Here is a 20036-nt window from a genome sequence, read left to right on the forward strand (position 1 = left end):
CTGAAGCTTCATTCTGCCTTTTGGCGAAACCTTTTGAAACCTTATACTTAGAAGCCCGGCATCTTCTTGTCTTTCATCAGCTGAGCGAATTTTTTATCCCAGGAAACATAAACATCTTTCGGAGTCTTACCGCCCGCATACATGTCTTGGTAGCCTTTCCATAGCTCTGAGATATCGACTGATAGGTACGCGTCCATTGTCATCGTCGTTTTATTCGTTTTCATATAAGTATCAACGATCGCCTGCTTATATGGAGGCAGTTCCGGCGTTTGGATATCTTTGAAATTGGAAATATATTTGTTCGCTGTTACAATTTTTTGCCCTACGCTTTGGGAGGCAAGGTAATCCAGGAATTTCTTGGTTTCCGCCAGATGCTTAGCTTTTTTAGGGACGAACAATTGGCCGCCTAGCGGGCTTATTCCCAAATCCGCTCCGTCTGCATACGGGATAGCAAAGAGTCCAAGATGAATGTTTGGATCTTTTTGATAGGCGTCATTAATGAGCCAATCCCCCATAGCCATCATAGCGACTTCCTTCTTCAGGAATTTATTGACCGCCATGTCATAGCTATCGCTTAATACGTCTTTGTTCGTATATCCTTTCTTAAATAGGTCCAGCTGCTGCTGCGTAACGGTTTCAAAAGCGGGAACTTCGGTCCATTTGCGCTTATTCGCGTTCAAATCTTCCCACAATTTAGGATCGTTTTTCTTCGCATAATCGGCCAGTGCGGCTGCTGTCCAAATATTAGTCGCCCAGGAATCTTTAAAAGGCATGAAGATCGGAGTGATACCGCTTGCTTTAATTTTGTCGCTAACCGCCAGCAGTTCAGTATAATTCTTTGGAATAGACAATCCCAGTTCCTTGAATATATCCTGGTTGTAAACCATTCCCTGCTGCCCTGCGTCCTGATTCAGGTGAAACGCGTAAATATGCCCGTTAGAAGAAAGCACATCCTTGTTAAGCAATCTGGAAGCCCACGGCTCATTATCCAGCTGTTCAAAATTTTTATCCAAATTTAGTTCTCTTTCAGCACTGACGAGGTTATATAGAATCAGGTCAGGCACTTCTCCCACAGCCAGCTTCGTCTGCATGATCGTGGAGATTTGCTCGGAAGGAAGCATCTGGATGTTGACGTGAATATTCGTCTGCTTTTCAAACTCCGCTAGCATTTCTTTATTCGCATAAGCTGCGTTCTCAGAGCTTTTCCCCAATGCAAATTCAATCGTTACTTTGGCAGACTGCGAGGGAGACGCTTTATCCGTGCTGCTTGGCGTGCTGCTTCCGCCCGAATCTGGATTGCTTTTGGATCCACAGCCTGTCAGGGAGAGCGCTATCATAAGCGTAAGGGAACTAAATAATATTTTTTTATTTATTTGTTTCAAACTGAACCCCTCCATCATGTTGGTTTGATGAAACCCGTTGCAACTGGTTACAACTACGATTATAGGTATCTATTCCTGCAAAGTACATGTTCGTGGTTGACTCTTCCTGTGTAATATTATGAACCAATTTGGGGGTATTAACGATTTCATTCCGGTGTTATAGTAGGGTTATTCATGACACTACAGGAAGGAAGGTGCGCAGAAGTGAATAACTTGATCGGCAAAAAGCCGCTGCAGATCAACCTCCAGACTAAGCTGTTTGCAACCTTTTTCATTCTGCTTATCTTCATTCTCGGCTGCTTTCTGATCTATGTAAATGTGCTAGTCGTCAAGCCGCTCAAAGAAAGAACCATCCAGGACACTCTCTTGACAGCCACCAAAGTTGCTAGTCAACTGGACAGCTACATCGCTATGCAAAACCAGCTTTCGCAGCGCGTATTATCCAATCGGGATATTTTCTCTTTTTTGTATGAGTCCTTGAGCAAAAAGTCAACTTCTTCGATTGATGATTTGAATCAAAAACGTGTGCTTAGCGATATTATGTTTCGTGCCGTCGGCCCAAGCCTAAATATCCATGATATGATCATTTACAGCCTTCAAGGCGATGAGTTGGCTTCCTATATCGGATATACGGACTTGCCTTCGCTTGAGCCCGTATTAAGTGACGAGACGGCAAGAAGGAAATTGGAAAGCAGCAGCTACATTCTCTATGCGCCCAAGGGCCAGCCAATTTCCTTTATACGTTCCATCGTGGATGTGAATGGCACCGTCTTCGGCTATCTGTCCATTCAGATGGATAATCGTGATTTACAATCCTTGGCTGACGCTGGCAACACCGGAAACGTATTCGTAACAGACGGCAACGGTGAGGCGGTTATTAAGTCCTCAGACACGGAGTACAAGACACCTGACGGAAGCAATGACTACCTTTCAAACACGAACGGCATTTATAAAGATACTTCTGAGAACTATGTCGCCTTCCAGAAATCTTCGTTTACAGGATGGACGGTATATGTGATCACACCAAGCAAATCCGTTCTTGGTTCTGTCAATTCCGTTAAAAATATTGCGATAATCATCATTGTCTCACTAACGTTATTCTCGTTCCTGTACATCTATTTCACGTCCAAAAGTCTAGTACTGCCGATCAGGAAGCTTCGCAGTCAAATTCTTCGCATCAACTATAGCAACCTGAGCATGAACATGGATAGCCGGCTGTATAACAATGAACTGCTGCTGCTGAACGAAGCGTTTCGCGAGCTTTTTGATCGGCTGCAAGAATCGATCGAAAGAGAGAAGATGGCGGTTCACAAAGAGGCAATGGCGCGGAATTCGGCGCTGCAAGCACAGATCGCTCCGCATTTTATTCACAATGTGCTTTATTTGATCAGCATTGCAGCTCAAGAGAACAAGGTACAAGTCGTTAGTGAAATGTGCAAGCATTTATCCGAAAATCTGAGATATGTCGTTTCTTCTCCGTATGAGCATGTCACTTTATTGGATGAAATCGAGCATACCAAGCATTACTTATCGTTGATTGGGCAGCAATACGAAGATGATCTCATGTGGGAAATAGACATCGACCATTCCTCTGAATCCATACTGCTGCCACGCCTAGTCATTCAACCATTTGTGGAAAACTGCATCGAACACGCCTTCGATCGATCTGATCCTCCGTGGAAAATCCAGATTAAGGCCAAGCTGTACAACGGGCTGTGGGCTATTGAAATCACGGATAACGGCGGGGGGTTTGCGGAATCCAAGATCAAAGAAATTCTCAGCCATATCGACGACATGAACCCCGACTCCCAGGAGCAGGAGAGTCTTGCGGCGGGAATCGGCAATATGGGGATTGTGAACACCGTAAATCGCCTCAAGCTTATGTACAGGAACCGGTTATTTTTTAATTTGTACAACAATTCCGGCAGCCAGGGCGCTACCATCCAAATTATAGCTTCGTTAACCAAAGACTTTTACTAGATTCATGCGGGAGGGACAACGATGTTTCAAGCTCTCATTGCAGAGGACAGCAAACCGATTCTGCGGAACCTCAAAGCGCTCATTCAAACTTCCGGTCTTCCTATTCAAGTCGCAGCCGCCGCAACGAACGGCGAGGAAGCGCTGGAGTTTTGTCAACATAACGCAATCGACATTCTCATTACGGATATCAGAATGCCTAAGATGGACGGTCTTACACTGATCGATCAAGCCAAAAAAATAAACACCAAGCTGAAGGTCGTTCTCATCAGCGGGTATAATGATTTCGAATATACACGAAAAGCCATTAATTTGCAGGTATGCGACTACTTGTTAAAGCCTGTAGAACGCAGTCAGATGATGGAGGTTATGGAACGAGTCGTCGCCCAGCTCGAAGAGGAACACCATACAGAAAGCTCCGTATTCGATGGAATTCTGGATCCGTCTTCCAGCCGTCTTATGAAACTGGAACCGGCTTTCTTTGAGCACTCCAAGCTGTTATGGGTGGTTCGCAAGCAAATCTTTACGCCACTTTCGGATCACTGGAATTCGGAGATTATTAAGTTGAGACTCACGGAGGCTTTGGAGGGGCATCCCTTCTGGCTTTTTCCAACTCAAGATCCCCTGCAGCTTCTTATCCTGACGAATGCTTCTTTCATTGAGGGCCACAATTACAACATGAATATTATGGAAATAATACACAATTGCTTTGTTACACTGGGCCTCGATGTCTCTATAGCTTGCAGTTCCAGATCGGTAGTGCCTAAGAAGATCCCCGAGTCTTACAGGGAAATTTCACAGACACTCAAGGAACAATTAAACTTCTCCAAGCCGATCCTGCTGGATGTCAGCCTTCCTCTGCACATACAGCAAGCTTCACAAGAGGAAATAGACCGATTAGGCGACAACTATACAGGCATGATACAGAGACTTCAGAAGGACCGCTTTCTCCTGCAGCTCTCCGAGCAGTTGAGTAAATGGCAGCAGGCTGACCTCCCCGTCGCCCAGTTGGAACGCTTTGTATCCCGGCTTGTAGGAGCATTCGAATCCTCTGCAAACCCGCATACCGAATGGAAAAACTGGGCGGTGCTTGAACAAGCCAGGAAACTATTTGAACAATCAAGCTATGCCGATTTTTGCTCTGAACTTCTTGCATTTTCGGGCGAATGCTTCGACTCTTTGCTGACCTCTAACAAAAAAAGCGGCAATGAGTTGTTTATGAAAATCGATGAGCATCTCAGAACGAACCTGTATGCCCAGGTGTCTATGAGCGATCTTTCCACGAAATTTCATGTAAGCTCTTCCTATATAAGCCGGATTGTAAAAAAATACTCTCAAAACACGTTCGTACATCACTATCTGGATTTGAAAATTCGTGAAGCAAGAAGACTAATGGAAACAAATCCCGATATGAAAATCAAAGAATTATCGGATGCGCTCTGCTTTCACGACCAGCATTACTTTTCAAAAGTGTTCAAGGAATATGTCGGGTGCAGTCCATCGGAATACAAAGCAGCAATTCCCTTTAAGCCTCAAGATGTATAAAGAAGCCAAGGCAAGAATTGGACATTTGAAACGAAAAATCCGACTTGCCTTTTGAAAGGAAAAGTCGGATTTCTCAGTCTCAATCTATCTTTGCACCGTATGAACGCAAAAAACTAACAGCTTGTTCTCTGTCCATCCGTGCACCTTTGACAACAAGCGTTTTAAAATCGATTCCATCCATATTAGCGCCACGCAAGTCCGCACCCTGCAGCTTTGCTTTTCCAAAAATTGCACTTGTCAGGTCGCAATCTCTTAGATCAGCCTTCTCCAGATTAGCATCAGAAAGATCTGCTCCATGAAAACGAACTCCTCGCATAACCTGTTTTGCTAATCTAGCTTGTCTCAAATTTGTATAGGACCAATCCCCTCGAACCAAGGTAACACCATCCATTTGAGCGCCTGCAAAGTCTGAGCCTGTCATTTTACAATGGTTAAATTCAGAAACGAAGAGATTAGCTTCAGCAAAATTGCAGTTTTCATAAGCAGATTCTGTGTGAATCGAACCATTCAACAAAGCTCCGCGAAAATTGCATTCTATGAACCGGCATTGATTGATCGTGATTTCCTCCATCGAACTGCTGGTAAATGTACAACGTTTAAAGGTGCAGCGAATGAGTTCACCGTATCTTAAATCCCGCCCGCTAAAATCAACTGCCTCGTAGTGTTGATCTATATACTGAAACATATTGGCCTCCCTCAAACAAACGACAGTATTAACCCTATAGACCCTACTAGTTATTTTTTAATATATCATATGCGTGTCAAGTACCTGTCTAATCTCAACCAAAAGTCAAGAATTATATTTTTGCATTATTTTAAAAATTAGATAGGAATGAAAAATTGGTTGAGAGGGATATTAGTCCCCACTCAACCAATTTTCTTTGTTTTCACCGATCAAAGTACGTCGTATAGAGCCATCATAGCCGGTGAATATTGAATTCAAACGCTAGGTCTTGGTCAGCTTTGATCAGATACTCATCATGTACCGGCGCCCCCCAGCTGTCATCACCGCCAACGCCCATCTGTCTGCCCGCTACCGTGACGACCGTGTAATGAACGTTCGGCAGCTCATAATGATGGTAGGCATTTTCCAGCTCGAATGCCGTAAACGGCGAAATGTTACATTCCACTGGCTGAACAGCTGGTGCGGTTATCCGAATACCGTGGCCATCGTTATTCGTAATGTTCACACGGCGGACGCCTGTGCGGTTCCCCGACTCTTGCGGCACGACATAGCCAGAAACATTATCAGCAGCGTCATTCTTGAACACTCCGAGCCTTGCTCCGAAGGCGCGATCGATATAGTTCTCCTCAGGTCCCATCGCGTACCAATCCAAATGGAAATAATCAGCTGGAACCTTGAACGACAACGCGAATATCGGCAGTTTCGGAAGACCGGTTGCTCCCTCGTAGCGAGATTTGACGTTCAAACTGCCATCGGCATACACCGTGTATGCAACCGTCACTAAAACGTCCGCGCTGATACTAAGCTTGTACTGAAACGTTACTGTTACGCTTCCCGCTTGCTCCGTCAATTCGACACCGATGCATTTGCGCGTTAAGCTCGCCGCGTACCAAGCACCCGAGTCAAAGCCGAGCGAGAATCCTTTATCGTTATCCGTTGTCGCACGCCAGAATAACGGCGCTGGCGGAATAGCGATCATCTCTCGGCCGGCATAGTTCAGTGAAATCAGGCTTCCCGCCTGCTTCGAGAACATGATACTAAAATCTCGTCCATGAACCCCTATGTTTACATCGCCATCCACGACTCTGAATGATCCTTCAGGTTGTGCAGACGAAGCCGGATCATCAACCAGAAATACGTACTGCCCGAACGAAACCTCATGTCCAGCTTCAGCCCATAGAGTACTCTCCTTCAAATTGAGCGACGCATGTACGACATACTCACCTGGCTCATCCACAGACGGCAGCTCAAGCGTCACATAAGCCTCGCTTTGCGCCGGAACGTCGATATTCCTCTTGCCTCGGAATATCTCCTTACCTTCTTTATGCAGGACAACTAGCAGATCATAAGCCTCAGTACCTTCGAACAGGTTCTCGTTCGTCACCTTCACACCTTGGCGATCCGGCACGAGTTTGATGTTCTGGTAGAGGAACTTCACTTCCTGCATCTTTGGCGACACCTTGCGGTCCGCGTAAACAATACCGTTCGTGCAGAAATTATAGTCAGTGGCGCGGTCGCCGAAATCGCCGCCGAATGCGAGAAACTCTTTACCGTAACGGTCTTTCTTGACGATCACCTGATCGATATAATCCCAGATAAAGCCACCTTGATACATAGCATATTTCTGTTCAAGCTCGGTATATTTATGCATGCCGCCTACCGAATTGCCCATCGCGTGCATATATTCGCAGCTTATATACGGCTTCTGCGGGTTATCGTTTAAATAGGCCTCGATGTCCAACGGCTTCGCATACATACGGCTCTCCATATCGCTCGTATCGTTATACTTACGGTTATGAAAAACCCCTTCATAGTGAACAAGTCGACTAGGATCCTTCTCCCGGAAATAGTTCGACACGTTTAGCAGGACTTCGCCCGCATAGGCTTCGTTACCGACCGACCAGATCAGAATAGAAGGATGGTTCTTGTCGCGCTCGACCATCGAAATTGCCCGGTCCATCACGATATCCTGCCATTCTGGCTTATTCGCCGGAATATTCCAAGATGGCTCTACTGCGCCCATCTTCTGCCATGAACCATGTGTTTCCAAATTCATCTCATCAATGACGTAGATGCCATAGATGTCACACAATTCGTACCATAAAGACTGATTCGGATAATGTGATGTCCGGACGGCATTTAAGTTATTGCGTTTTAGCGTAGCAATATCCCACAACATATCTTCCTTCGTAATGGCCCGTCCCCTGCGGCTGTTGAATTCATGACGGTTGACACCCTTGAAGACGATTCGTTTGCCGTTAAGGTGCATGATTTTATTTATCATTTCAAACTTACGGAAGCCGACCCTCTGCGAAATAACCTCAACAAGCTTGCCTGCTTGATCATAAACGCTGACATATAGAACATACAAATATGGCTTCTCTGCACTCCACGGTGTAACTTGTCCAGCATCCATAGACAACGATATAGCTTCGATGGTTGACACTTCGGAGCGAGCCGTCCCAACAGTATGCCCCGCCGCATCCTTTAATTCCAGGTAAACAGCAGCTTCTTGCCGATCAGCCAGCTTAATATCCGCACGAAGGCTGCCATTCTCATATGCAGCATCAAGATCAGCATGTACAAAAAGATCGCGAACGTGAATGCTCGGAACGGTGTATAAATAAACGTCACGGAAAATGCCTGAGAAACGCCAGAAATCTTGATCTTCCAGCCAGCTGCCTGTACTTCTTTGATACACTTCTACAGCAAGCTTATTCTCACCCTCCTGCAGGAACGGCGTCAGGTCGAATTCCGCCGGAGTAAAGCTGTCTTCGCTATATCCGATAAATTCTCCGTTTAACCACAAGTAAAAGGCTGACTCCACACCTTGAAACGATATGTAGACGGGCCTGCCCTTCATATGATCAGGCAGTGTGAAGTACTTCACATAACTGCCGACCGGATTATCATGTTCCGGAATAGCTGGCGGACGAATATCGTGATGCCCATCCCATGGATACATCGTATTTACATATTGAGGTTTTCCATAACCCTGCAATTGAATGTGTCCTGGCACTTCAATATTGCTCCAACTGCCGCACTCGTAATCGAGCTGATGGAACAGCTCAGGACGATCAGCAGGCTTCCCGGAATAGTTGAATTTCCAACTGCCGTTAAGGTCGTGCCTTAGCGCCATAGGTGCTATTGCTTCTGCTTCCTCTAATGTTTCGTAATAACGGTGATCTGAGTGCGCCGGCAGACGGTTCTCCGCAAATACGCCTACATCTGTAAGCCAGCTTAGGTTAGGCTTCGTCAATTTCATTACATTTTCCCCCATAAAGTTATTTAAAAGCCAGGTGATATGCGCTGTGTGCGTAATCACCTGACTTTCTTTTTTTCTATTTCACCGAGCCTGTCATACCTGCTACAAAATGCTTCTGCATGAGGAAGAAGACAAGTGCAGTCGGAATCGTCGAAATCACGATTGCCATCATAATAATGCCATAATCAGGTGAATAGCTTGATCCCAAATTCGATATCAGCATGGGTATTGTTTTTTTCTCCGGTGATTGCAGAACGATGAGCGGCCATAAATAATTGTTCCAGCTCGACATGAACGTAATAATACCCGCTGCGGCGTATGTCGTCTTCATCGTTGGCATGAAAATACGGAAGAATAGACTTAATTCGTTCAGCCCGTCAATTCGGCCAGCCTCCAAGAGCTCTCTTGGAAACATCTTCGTATTTTGACGGAAGAAGAAAATAAGAAATGCCGTGGTGAATGTCGGCAGCACAACGCCGGATACGGTATCCAGCCCGATAAATGGAATAACGCGTGAGATACCACCGAACATTTGAAACAGCGGTACCATGATAGCCGCGAACGGAATCATCATCGACAGTAACAGAATGTTAAATACGACGTCCTTCGCCTTACTTCTATAAATTTCAAAGCCGTACCCGGCTAAAGAGCCGATTAACATGGCCAATACGGTCGTTGTAATCGATATTTTAGCGGAACTCAGTAAAGCAGGTACAAAGTCTACCTTACTAAATAAATTTGTAATATTATCCACAAGGTGGCTTCCGGGAAGTAATCTTCCCTTCGTCACATCGGCCGACTTATTGGTGGCGCTGATAATCATCCATAGAAACGGAAATATGGAAATAAACGCAGCGACACTCAGAAATATATAAATAAAGATACGTTTCCATTTATCCATTTTTATCACCTGCTGCTTTAAACTGAACAAACGCCAATATAATGATCATGATCACGATGGAATACGACACCGTTGCGGCATATCCGAAATCCGCTGAATATTTAAAGGACAAATTGTAAATATACTGGGAAATAGACATCGATGCGTTCCCCGGTCCGCCCTTCGTAATGTTAACAACTTCATCAAATAACTGCAGCGTACCAATTGTCGATGTAATGGAAGTAAATAAAATAATGGGCTTGAGCAGAGGCATCGTGATTCCAAAAAACTGTCTCGTTGATGAAGCTCCATCAATTTTTGCAGCCTCGTAAATCGATTGATCGATATTTTGAAGCGCGGACAAGTAGAAGATCATATTATAGCCTGTCCAGCGCCATGTGATTGCAATAATAACCGTCACTTTCGCCCAGAACGGATCCGTGATCCATTGAATCGGGCCTGCAATAAGATGAATCTTGATCAGAAGTTTATTAACCAAGCCCTCCGTGGCAAACAAATATTTAAAAATAACGGAATACGCTACAAGCGAGGTAACAGCCGGCAAGAAAATCGCCGTACGGAAAAAGCCTTTCAATTTCAACTTACTGTCGTTCAATAACACAGAGATAAACATAGCTAGAACAATCATTACTGGAACTTGGATAATCAAATAAATAAACGTGTTCTTAACCGCGGTTATAAACGTTTTATCGCTAAACAGACGAGCGTAGTTATCTAAGCCGACGAAGGATAAATTCATTCCCTTACCCGATTTAAATGATAAAATAAGCGCTTGAATCATGGGATAGAAATAGAACACTGCAATCATGATGACCGCCAGGATAATAAACATCCAACCAGTCAAGTTAGCTCTTGTGCGAATATTTACGCCAGGCCTCGCTGCTTTCACGTTAGCCTAACCCCTTTCTTTACGGAAATAAAACCATGGAACTTCCTCCAACACCTGCAGCCGGAAAGTTGACTTAGGAATCAGGAGAAGGCGAAGCCCCAGGTTTTATTAATTACCGTATGATCTAAATTATTTGACTTGTGTTTCTGCTTGAGCTTGAGCGTCGCTTAACACTTTGTCGATATCCGCACCCTTTAAATAATTTTGCATTTGGACGACAAGAATATCTTCAATCGCATACGTATGCATACCATAGTTCACTTTTGGAATTTGCTCTGTCCATTTGGCGAAATCGGCAATTACTTTTTGACCGCCGAAGAATTCGTCAGCTTGTGTGTACGCAGGTCCGGATGCCGCGGCTTTTAACGTACCGATTGCACCAATCTCCGTAACAAGCTTCTGATACAAATCAACGTCAGATCCAAATGTCTGTTTCAAGAACTCAGCCGCAGCTTCTTTTCCATCGACGTTCATGACGTACCACGAGCTTCCGCCAAGGTTCGATGCATGAACAGATTTTGGGTTGTTTGTCAGTTTAGGAAACGGTACAACAGCCCATTTGCCGGACTGCGATGCTTCTTTTTTAACCGAAGCCGTAATCCAGTTACCGGTTGGAATCGTAGCTACATCGCCACTGTTGAATGCGCCAACGAATTGGCTCCAATCCGATGTGGCTTTCACAATGTCCGCTTTCATTATTTCTTTATAGGTTTCAGCCGCTTCCTTCAAGGCCGCGTTGCCTGCCAAGTTAGGCGTCGTTCCATCTTCTTTTAAATACCACGAGCCTGCGGACTGAATCATCATGCGAATAAGCCCAAGATCGTTCGGATCTTGTGTTAGCAGTTGTTTGCCTGTTTTGGCTTTCACTGCTTTACCGATCTCAATCAGCTTCTTCCAGTCGATATCCTGCAGATCCTCAACCTTATAACCCGCTTGCTCTAAGTAATCTCTTCTTACAAACAATCCAGCAACGCCGGAATCGAATGGAACCCCGTATTGTTTGCCATTTACACTTGTAGGTCCGATTTTGTAATCGGCGAAATCAGTCGGTTTAATCACATTTGTTAATTCAAAGAACGAATCTGGATAAGCTTGCAGGAAGCTTTGTGCACGATAATCTTCAATCAATACGATTGTCGGCAAGCTTTTTGTCGTGCCAGCATTCAAGCCTGCGTTCAATTTCTGAATGATATCGGCTTGCGCGTTTTCCACAATGTTGATCTTCAAACCGGAATTGGGATTTTTCGCCTCGTAAGCTGCTTTTGCACGTTCCATAGCACCAATATTAAATACTTTATCCCACGCCCATACTGTAATTTCCTTCGCAGCTGCAGGCGTAGCTTCAGCGGTTTTTCCACCCGTATTCGGCACATTATTCCCTTTGCTTGAGCATGCCGTCAGTAGTACTAAGCTGGCCAATAAGATGGCGAGTACCTTTTTCACAAAAATTCAGCCCCTTTTAAATTACTATAAGTTAGTTTTGAAAGCGTTTGCTCCGCTAACAATTGTCATTATAACAATTCGTTAAAATGACCCGTTAGTAATATATTTGTGTGGATTTGTCATTCTATTGTTAGCTTTCCATTGGATCTTTATGTAAATAGCAATTAATTTGTTTTTTGGTATTTTTTTTAGGTATGAAGGAGTGGAAGCTTTATTTTCACTCTCGTTCCTTCACCGATGTTACTCACAATAGTAACGCCGTATTCCTCTCCGTAAAGCAGTGCTACACGGTCATGCACATTTCGAATTCCAATACCGGAGAAAAATCGACTGCTGCTAAAGGAGCTCTGCGAATTATTCCCATTATCAAAGCCTTTCATTCCAATACCATTATCGATGACCTCGCAGACCAGTGCATTTGCCTCGCGCGACACCAGTACATAAATGTACCCTTCGTTCCTTTCATGAAAGGCATGAAAAAAAGCATTTTCGATAAAAGGCTGGATGATGAGCTTGGGAACATGATAGGACATACAATCTTCGGCTACAAAATAATCGACTTTGATCAGCTCACCGTAACGCACATGATTAATAAATACATAATTTTTCAAATTATCAAGTTCTTGCTCCACGGTTATCGTTTCACTAATGTTGCTGACGGTATTCTGGAGAAGGGAGATAAGGGAGTTGATGGTAGCGGCGGCTTTCTCCTTATTCCCCTGCTGAACCAAAATTTTCACGGATGCCAGCGTATTGTATAGAAAATGCGGGTTAATCTGCATTTGTAGAGCGGATAGCTCCGCGTTGCGCTGGTCCTTCTGTGTCTGAATCAGCTTCTTTATATAATCGTTAAGCTCGTCCAGCATGTAATTGTACGCATGTCCGAGCTCCTTGATTTCGTAGCTGCCAGTAACTGTTATATAATTATCGAAATTATTTTCCGTAATGCCCGACATTTGTCTGGCTAGCAGGGTCAATGACTTTGTCAAGCGTCTTGAAATAAGAAATACTATAAGCAGAGCTGCGAACACGATAGCCATACAAATAAGCGCAACCCTTTTGACATCGACCACCTGGCTAAGCACCATTTGTTTATCAATGAGATTGACTAGATAAAAATCATACGTAGGAAGGTACTCCGAAAGCACTAGACTGTTTTTACCCATTACATTTACATCTTTAACATTTATTTTTTTTTGTTCCATTTCTTTGGCATAGCCAAGTAAATCATGCGCCTCTTCGCCAATTAACTCATGACGGTTACTTGATACGACGTTGCCCGAACGATCCAATATGATAACGTCGTTGCCATCACTTGTGAAATTCGTGAAGAATCGCTTAAAGTCACTTTCTCGTATGGCAAAATAAAGAACACCATATGGATTGCCGCTCGTTCTCTCCATAAGTGCCCTAGAAGCGACAATCACCGGGTCAGCTTCAGACGTATTGGTTATGCTTTCTTTATCCAATTGATAGATAAGCCTCTTTGGCGTGGCTAGGGTATTGACGGTTAACCTGCTGTTTCTCAGCTTTTCCAATGAGCTCGGCCAATAATAGCTATCCGTCGAGTGGCTTTTCTTATTCATTCCACTGATCGTAATTGTAACTGGGTAGGCGGCTACATTAGACTGAATCCGTTTCATCTGTTGGCTAGCCTCATACTGACTTCGCACCGTAGAAAGTGTGTCCATATCCGGACTCGTCAGAAACTCTTTTATCGTGCCGTTCTGCAGCACATTATTTGATGCCGTAACGATAGAATAATTGAACGATTCGAAATTCGCTTGAATCTGGCTAATGATTTTGGAGTTCGTAATACTGAACGTATTCATGAAGAGTCGTTCCGACATTTGAATCGTGACAACTGAAGTGAATAGCGACACGGAAATAATACTAACCACCGTGACGATAAACATTTTAATAAAAAGACCGTGATATTTAAATTTGTCCAGAAGTCTCCTCATAACCTAGTTCCTTTTCTTGTTGAGATGAATTTTTTTGTATTGGCTCGGTGATATGCCCGTTAATTTCTTGAATACTTTTGTAAAATAACTATGGTCTGAATAGCCTACTTTTCCGCTAATTTCGGATATAGATGCGAAATCCTGCTTCAGAAGATCCGCTGCCTTCTCGACTCTGATCTTGTTCAAATATTCGCTGAAGCCTTCTTTATTATGCGATGTGAAATAACTCGACAAATAAGAAGGATTAAAATGAAAATGCTTAGCTATTTCCGTTAGGCTGAGCGGCTCAGCGTAATGCTCGTGGATATAATCAAGAAGCATCGTCATATTCGGATTTCCGCCCGTTGACCGCTTCGTTTTTATAACAGCGTTTGTTTCCTGTATAAATGTCTCAAGAAGCCTGATCGCTTCGCTGACATGTGACGCTTCGCCTATCGATTTGAAATAAGCATATTTCGCTTCTTCCAAATTCTTCATATCCAATTCCAAACGGCCAAGCACAATGGTTATATTAAAAATGATGTTTCCCAAAAAGGACTTGAACTCAAACACATCCGTTTGATAATGGTTTGACGCGGCCTGCACGTACCCCAATAACTCTTGGAATGCCTCTTCGAACTGTTGCCGATTCATTTGTTCGGTAAAGCGCGTCATATTAAATTTCGCAACCTCTTCAGAACGCTTCGGCAGTTCCCCATAGACAATTAAATTGTTGGAGGTAGGTAAATAAAAGCGATAAGCGTTTATTTTCAGGAACCCATCCCTAAAGTTCGTGCCGAGCTGTCTCAAATCGCTAAATGCCTCACCGACCGTCCAACCAATCTCCGGCTGCTGATTCCTTGTCCAAGCGGCAAGCTTCCGAACGATAAATGTGAAACGATCCCACTCGCTCTTGTCCATGTTTACCAGCACAAGAACCATGTTAGGATCAGTGGGAACGGGATAATAAACCGCATGATCTAAGCCGCTATCCAACTCAGCAGCAATTTTCGCCATCCATTGTGAAGCGGTATGTTGATCCTTGCTCTTGCTCGGCAATTGCTTGAGATCAGCCCCCAGCAGGATGTAACTAGGATATGGAAAAGCAGCGGTGGTATCTTTAAAATCGTCATCGACCTCATAACCGGAAATAAGCTTATCGATGACAAGCTTAATGGACAAGCTGCCATCGTCATTGGACTCTTCCAGCTTTAAAGAGGGAATCTTACGCGCGGTGCGCTTTAATATGTCGAGCAGCTGCTCAGCTTCAAGCTTTGGCTTTAATATATAATCAGCAACCCCGCTTTGAAAGGTGGACCTCACATAATCAAACTCACCAAAACTGCTTAAAATGATCACTTCAATTTCCGGGAACTTCGACTTTATCACACGAGTAAGCTCCGCTCCTCCCATAACAGGCATCACGATATCGGTAATAACGATATGCGGCTGTGTGCGCTCTATTTGTTCAAGAGCATCTTTGCCGTTGGAAGCCTCTCCTACGATCTCAAACCCCTCTTGTTCCCAGTGCAACAAGTGCTTGATACCCTGTCTGACTAAAATTTCATCATCTACAATAAGTACACGACAAGAACGAGCCATCCCTTTACCTCCGCAATGAATTTCTATGGCCTTCTTTTAAATCATTCGTAATAACTTCGAATCACGATGTCTTGATCGTAGTTGCCGAATCCCCTTCCGAATAAGGTTAATCCACCTCGACCTCGAGCGGTATCTTCAGCACTTATTCGCAATGTCCACTGTGTGTTATCCCATTGTACATCCTTGATCGTGACATCAGAAATTTGCTGACCATCTATGAATGTACCGTTTGCATTTATTCGAAGTACTTTCATTAATCCGTATTGATTGACGTCAGAATGCCACCAATCCGGTGAGAATCTGCCTCTCATTCGACCGAAATCTCCGGGACTCGTCCACATTCCCAGTAATTTATCATTGATTGTAAATTGGATGTCCGAAGGCCAGTTTTCATTAATATGGGGAGCTTCGGAACCGATTTCCATGGAGATTTCAATTTCTTGTACGATTTGATCTTTGAAGAGATAGTTTGGTAATTTATATTCGACAAACCCTCTAGCAAACCACAAAATGCCTGCATGAACGCGTTCAGGATCCAAAAAATAGGTCGGATTATCGTAATAACCGATCATCTTTTCTGTTGTTGCAATTCCACACGTAGGGGAAACCGCGAAATCCGTGTATTGGCCAACAGGCACAGCAACCTCAACGAATTTTCTTTTCAACTTAGAAGAACGGGATAATTTTATTTGCAGGTACTCCGTTGACAACGAACAATACTTATAGGTCCCGCCGTTAACCCTTTTCATTTTATAGCTTACAAGCCCTGCTCTCTGCAGTTTGGTAACATGCGTACTGACAATAGCACTGCTTAGGTAAAGTTCAGAAGCCAATTCTTTAATATGCATCTCTTTTGTATATAATAAATCAATAATCTGCAGCCGTACCTCGCTCGCCAATGCCTCGTAGACCCGAAGCGATTCCGAATCCGTTGATAAATACATGATTACACACCCACTCTTGAATTAGTAATTTAGTTAATTCTATGTTTTTTCACATCCAACGTATTGAAAGTATTTATCTATTATGATAAATATTATATACAATATCAACATTTATGACTTAATCATTTCATTAATTCATCTAGGGGGATTATCTGCTATGTCCATGAAATCGACTATGCTTATTGATAAGAATTTCACCATTTCTGAAGTAGATCCGCGTCTCTATGGGTCATTTATCGAACACCTAGGACGTGCCGTATATGGCGGAATTTATGAGCCAAACCATCCAACTGCAGATGAGAACGGCTTCCGACGCGACGCTCTGGAGGCAATTCGTTCACTGAATGTTCCTATCATTCGCTATCCAGGGGGAAATTTTGTATCCGGCTATAACTGGGAGGACGGTGTTGGTCCAAAGGCCGAGCGTAAGCGTCTATTGGATCTAGCGTGGTGGACAACAGAAACCAATGAGATGGGAACAAATGAATTCGCAGATTGGGCTAAATTAGTCGGTTCAGAAGTCATGATGGCCGTTAATCTGGGTACCCGCGGCGTTGACGCGGCTAGAAATCTCGTCGAATATTGTAATCATCCTTCAGGTTCTTACTGGAGTGATCTGCGAATATCACATGGTTATAAAGATCCGCATAATTTCAAAACGTGGTGCCTTGGGAATGAAATGGATGGCCCTTGGCAAATCGGAGCAAAAACGGCTGTCGAATATGGCAGATTAGCGAATGAAACGGCCAAAGCTATGCGGTGGGTCGACCCATCCCTAGAGCTTGTGGCATGCGGCAGCTCGTCAAGTGGAATGAGTACATTCGCTGATTGGGAGGCTACCGTGCTCGATCTTACCTACGATCAAGTGGATTATTTATCCTTGCACACCTATTACAATAATAACGAGAATGATTCTTCTAATTTCTTGGCAAAATCGCTTGATATGGATCAATTCATTTACAGTGTAACAGCGATTTGCGATTACATGAAAGCGAAGAAACGGAGCAAGAAAAAGCTCATGCTTTCATTAGATGAATGGAATGTTTGGAATTCCATCGGAACAAGCCGTGCAACTGAACGCTGGCAGGTGGCACCGCCGGAATTCGAAGATGTTTATACGTTGGAAGACGCTCTTGCAGTAGGCTGCTTCCTGATTACACTGCTGAAACATGCGGATCGTGTTAAAATGGCGTGCATAGCCCAATTGATTAATGTGATTGCGCCGATTATGACTGAAAATGGGGGCCCTCTTTGGCTGCAAACCACATATTATCCATACCTTCATGCTTCCATGTACGGTAGAGGAACGGTGCTTCACCCGATTACTTCATCACCTAAATACGATTCAAAGGATTTCACCGATGTCCCTTATCTAGAAGCAATCAGTGTTTTCAATGAAGAGCAAGGTGAAGTTACGATCTTCGCTGTAAATCGTCATTTATCAGAGGGACTCGAACTTAACGTTGACGTCCGCAGCTTCGGCGAAGTCAGCATTATCGAGCATCTAGTGTTGGAGAATGAAGATTTAAAAGCGGCCAATACAAAAACGAAGCCCGACAATGTCGTCCCACATAAAGGCGGTAACGCCAAGGCCGACGGCGGATATGTAAAGGCTGATCTTAGCAAAGCTTCATGGAACGTGCTTCGACTGCAAATAAAAAACACCTAGAATAAATAATAGTAACTGATCCAAGATAATCCGCGTGGGCATACCCAGATTCAATCAAAAAGAGTCTGTCACCATATAAAAAAACGCAGCCGAGTTGACTGCGTTTCTTTGTATAGTGGAGCCTAGGGATTTTCTGCAAGTGATTTAAGCAGTATGACGACCTCAGCTCGCGTCATGGATCTGTCCGGCTGAAACGTGCCCTGACGGAATAATTTCTAACCATTCAAGCCGAACTAGAGCATCTTTAGCTTGAACTACAATACGATGTGTCCCAGGCTCTAGTGTGAACGGATCTCTGATATCTTTGCTTTCGCCATCTATCGAGATTGCCAGACTTCCGTTTTCATCAAGCTCGTTAAGATGTACATTGATCTCATAAAGCGTAAAATCCGTAAACTTAGGCACATAAATTTCATAGGCTAGCCAATCGCCTTCGGCTAAGAGTACTTCTAGGCGCTCGTCCTCCTGCCATGCCTCTCCTTTGCCATGTTCGAAGTTTGCTGTCTCCCTTGCACTTGCGACAAACCGAATGTCCGTGCGGTCATGAATGCGAAAGCCAACATTCTGATTCGACGGCTGCTGGATGCCATAACTGATACCTTTTCCCCGATACCCGTAGAAAATAGCAGGTATGCGAACGGGAGGCCTGCTTAACAAGGCGTTAACAACATCGCTGTAATACACACATTGGTCGAAAGCTAAATTAGTTAGATATTCCCATAAAATCCGTTGTGCTGTTATCTCGTCCGGCTTCATACCGCCCTCTAAGTAATCAACCAGTATCTGCCAATCGTAGGGCACCTTAACGCTGCAAGGTGAATTATCCTTGCCCATCTTCTTCCAAGTCCAGAAATTCCATGAGATATTGTGATCTTCAAAAAGGCGGAAAGCACCCGCGTACCATGCTTTGTTATTCTCGCCACCTTCCCCCATGTAAATGGGCACGTTCCACTCTTCACGCTTATCTAAGTAGACTCTGATGCTCTCCGTATCTGGATTATTCCAATATTTATGAAACTGCAGCATCAGATTATCATCGATTTTCTCCGTAAAAATCGACCAATCGGTTGCCCAATGGGCACCTTCTAGAATAATCAGGTGGCGATCGTCCACTTCCCGGATCGCCTTGACAATGTCCCGGTAAAGAGGCATGACCGCACCGTTATAAGCAGAGAACCAGTTGGGCAGCGGCTCATTAAGCAGATCATAACCAGCAACAATCCACTCATCCTTGTAGTGCTCAGCGAGAAATCGCCATAACTGAACCGTAAGACGCCTATTATGCTCTTCTGTAAACAACTCCGGCAAATCGCGTTCAGAGTCGTCTATATTCGTACCCGTCTGCCCCCCAGGCGCCCCGTGCAGATCTAGAATCACATAAAGGCTGATCTTACGACACCATCCAATCAGGCGATCAATGAGTTCCAGTCGATGTTCTTTTACCCTAAGGGGCTCGCCATCCTCAATTAAAAATCTTGCGTTTATTGGCACCCTAACGGAATTAAATCCTTCAGCGGCAATCTGCTGAATATCAGCTTCCGACGTGTGAACATCATAGTAAATGTCCCAAAATCTTTCGGCCTCCCTTTCTCCGATTAGCTCTTGAATCATCTTTTCAATACGCCGCGGACGATCTCCTTGCTCTGGAAACATCCACATGTAGCCCTCTGGGAGCAGCCAACTTCCAAAGCCGACGCCTCTCAGCAGCACCTCGCGACCTTCTCCGTTAACGAGTCTCTTTCCGTCAGCTCTAAGAAAACCAACAACTTCGTTCTCACGCTCTGAATTCAT

13 protein-coding genes are annotated in these 20036 nt (G+C 44.2%); 3 read left to right on the plus strand and 10 right to left on the minus strand.

All coding sequences use genetic code 11. The features are described 5' to 3' along the window. Window positions 1-47: 47 nt before the first annotated feature. Window positions 48-1382: an ABC transporter substrate-binding protein gene (locus ASD40_RS03960; protein ID WP_235549158.1), complete on the minus strand. Its 1335-nt coding sequence runs from the start codon at window positions 1380-1382 to the stop codon at window positions 48-50. Window positions 1383-1556: 174 nt separating this feature from the next. Here ASD40_RS03960 and ASD40_RS03965 point away from each other — a divergent pair, with 174 nt between their 5' ends. After that, entirely contained in the window at window positions 1557-3362 is a 1806-nt protein-coding gene (locus ASD40_RS03965; protein WP_156389888.1) for a sensor histidine kinase, read from the plus strand. Window positions 3363-3383: 21 nt separating this feature from the next. Then, window positions 3384-4904 (plus strand): response regulator, encoded by a 1521-nt coding sequence (locus ASD40_RS03970; protein WP_057302034.1) that lies wholly within the window; start codon window positions 3384-3386, stop codon window positions 4902-4904. A 79-nt stretch (window positions 4905-4983) separates the two neighbouring features. Here ASD40_RS03970 and ASD40_RS03975 read toward each other — a convergent pair whose 3' ends face one another. The 8 genes from ASD40_RS03975 to ASD40_RS04010 all read right to left on the minus strand — a co-directional run bounded on the left by ASD40_RS03975 (window position 4984) and on the right by ASD40_RS04010 (window position 16576). After that, entirely contained in the window at window positions 4984-5589 is a 606-nt protein-coding gene (locus tag ASD40_RS03975) for a pentapeptide repeat-containing protein (protein WP_057302035.1), read from the minus strand. A gap of 232 nt (window positions 5590-5821) precedes the next feature. Continuing rightward, window positions 5822-8854 (minus strand): glycoside hydrolase family 2 TIM barrel-domain containing protein, encoded by a 3033-nt coding sequence (locus ASD40_RS03980; RefSeq protein ID WP_057302036.1) that lies wholly within the window; start codon window positions 8852-8854, stop codon window positions 5822-5824. Between the two features lie 76 nt (window positions 8855-8930). Further along, window positions 8931-9755, minus strand: coding sequence for a carbohydrate ABC transporter permease (locus ASD40_RS03985; RefSeq protein WP_057302037.1), 825 nt, complete (start codon window positions 9753-9755; stop codon window positions 8931-8933). Next, on the minus strand, window positions 9748-10587 hold the full coding sequence (locus ASD40_RS03990) for a carbohydrate ABC transporter permease (RefSeq protein ID WP_082562056.1): 840 nt from the start codon (window positions 10585-10587) through the stop codon (window positions 9748-9750). Before ASD40_RS03990 ends, ASD40_RS03985 begins: the two co-directional genes overlap by 8 nt. Window positions 10588-10773: 186 nt before the next feature. Continuing rightward, a complete protein-coding gene (locus ASD40_RS03995) occupies window positions 10774-12087 on the minus strand; it encodes an ABC transporter substrate-binding protein (RefSeq protein WP_057302039.1) in 1314 nt (437 codons plus the stop codon). 188 nt (window positions 12088-12275) lie between these two features. Beyond that, window positions 12276-14051: a cache domain-containing sensor histidine kinase gene (locus ASD40_RS04000; protein ID WP_057302040.1), complete on the minus strand. Its 1776-nt coding sequence runs from the start codon at window positions 14049-14051 to the stop codon at window positions 12276-12278. 3 nt (window positions 14052-14054) lie between these two features. Continuing rightward, window positions 14055-15632: a response regulator transcription factor gene (locus ASD40_RS04005; protein WP_057302041.1), complete on the minus strand. Its 1578-nt coding sequence runs from the start codon at window positions 15630-15632 to the stop codon at window positions 14055-14057. A 41-nt stretch (window positions 15633-15673) separates the two neighbouring features. After that, a complete protein-coding gene (locus ASD40_RS04010; RefSeq protein WP_057302042.1) occupies window positions 15674-16576 on the minus strand; it encodes an ArsR/SmtB family transcription factor in 903 nt (300 codons plus the stop codon). Between the two features lie 157 nt (window positions 16577-16733). Between ASD40_RS04010 and arfA the strand changes: the two genes are divergently transcribed. Continuing rightward, window positions 16734-18245 carry an arabinosylfuranosidase ArfA gene (gene arfA, locus ASD40_RS04015; RefSeq protein ID WP_057302043.1) on the plus strand — a complete coding sequence of 504 codons (1512 nt, stop codon included), beginning with the start codon at window positions 16734-16736 and terminating at the stop codon, window positions 18243-18245. A 162-nt stretch (window positions 18246-18407) separates the two neighbouring features. On the opposite strand, the gene ASD40_RS04020 is transcribed toward arfA, so the two are convergent. After that, entirely contained in the window at window positions 18408-20036 is a 1629-nt protein-coding gene (locus ASD40_RS04020) for a cellulase family glycosylhydrolase (RefSeq protein ID WP_057302044.1), read from the minus strand.

It is taken from the genome of Paenibacillus sp. Root444D2, from assembly GCF_001426375.1.
In the GTDB taxonomy this organism is placed as follows: domain Bacteria; phylum Bacillota; class Bacilli; order Paenibacillales; family NBRC-103111; genus Paenibacillus_E.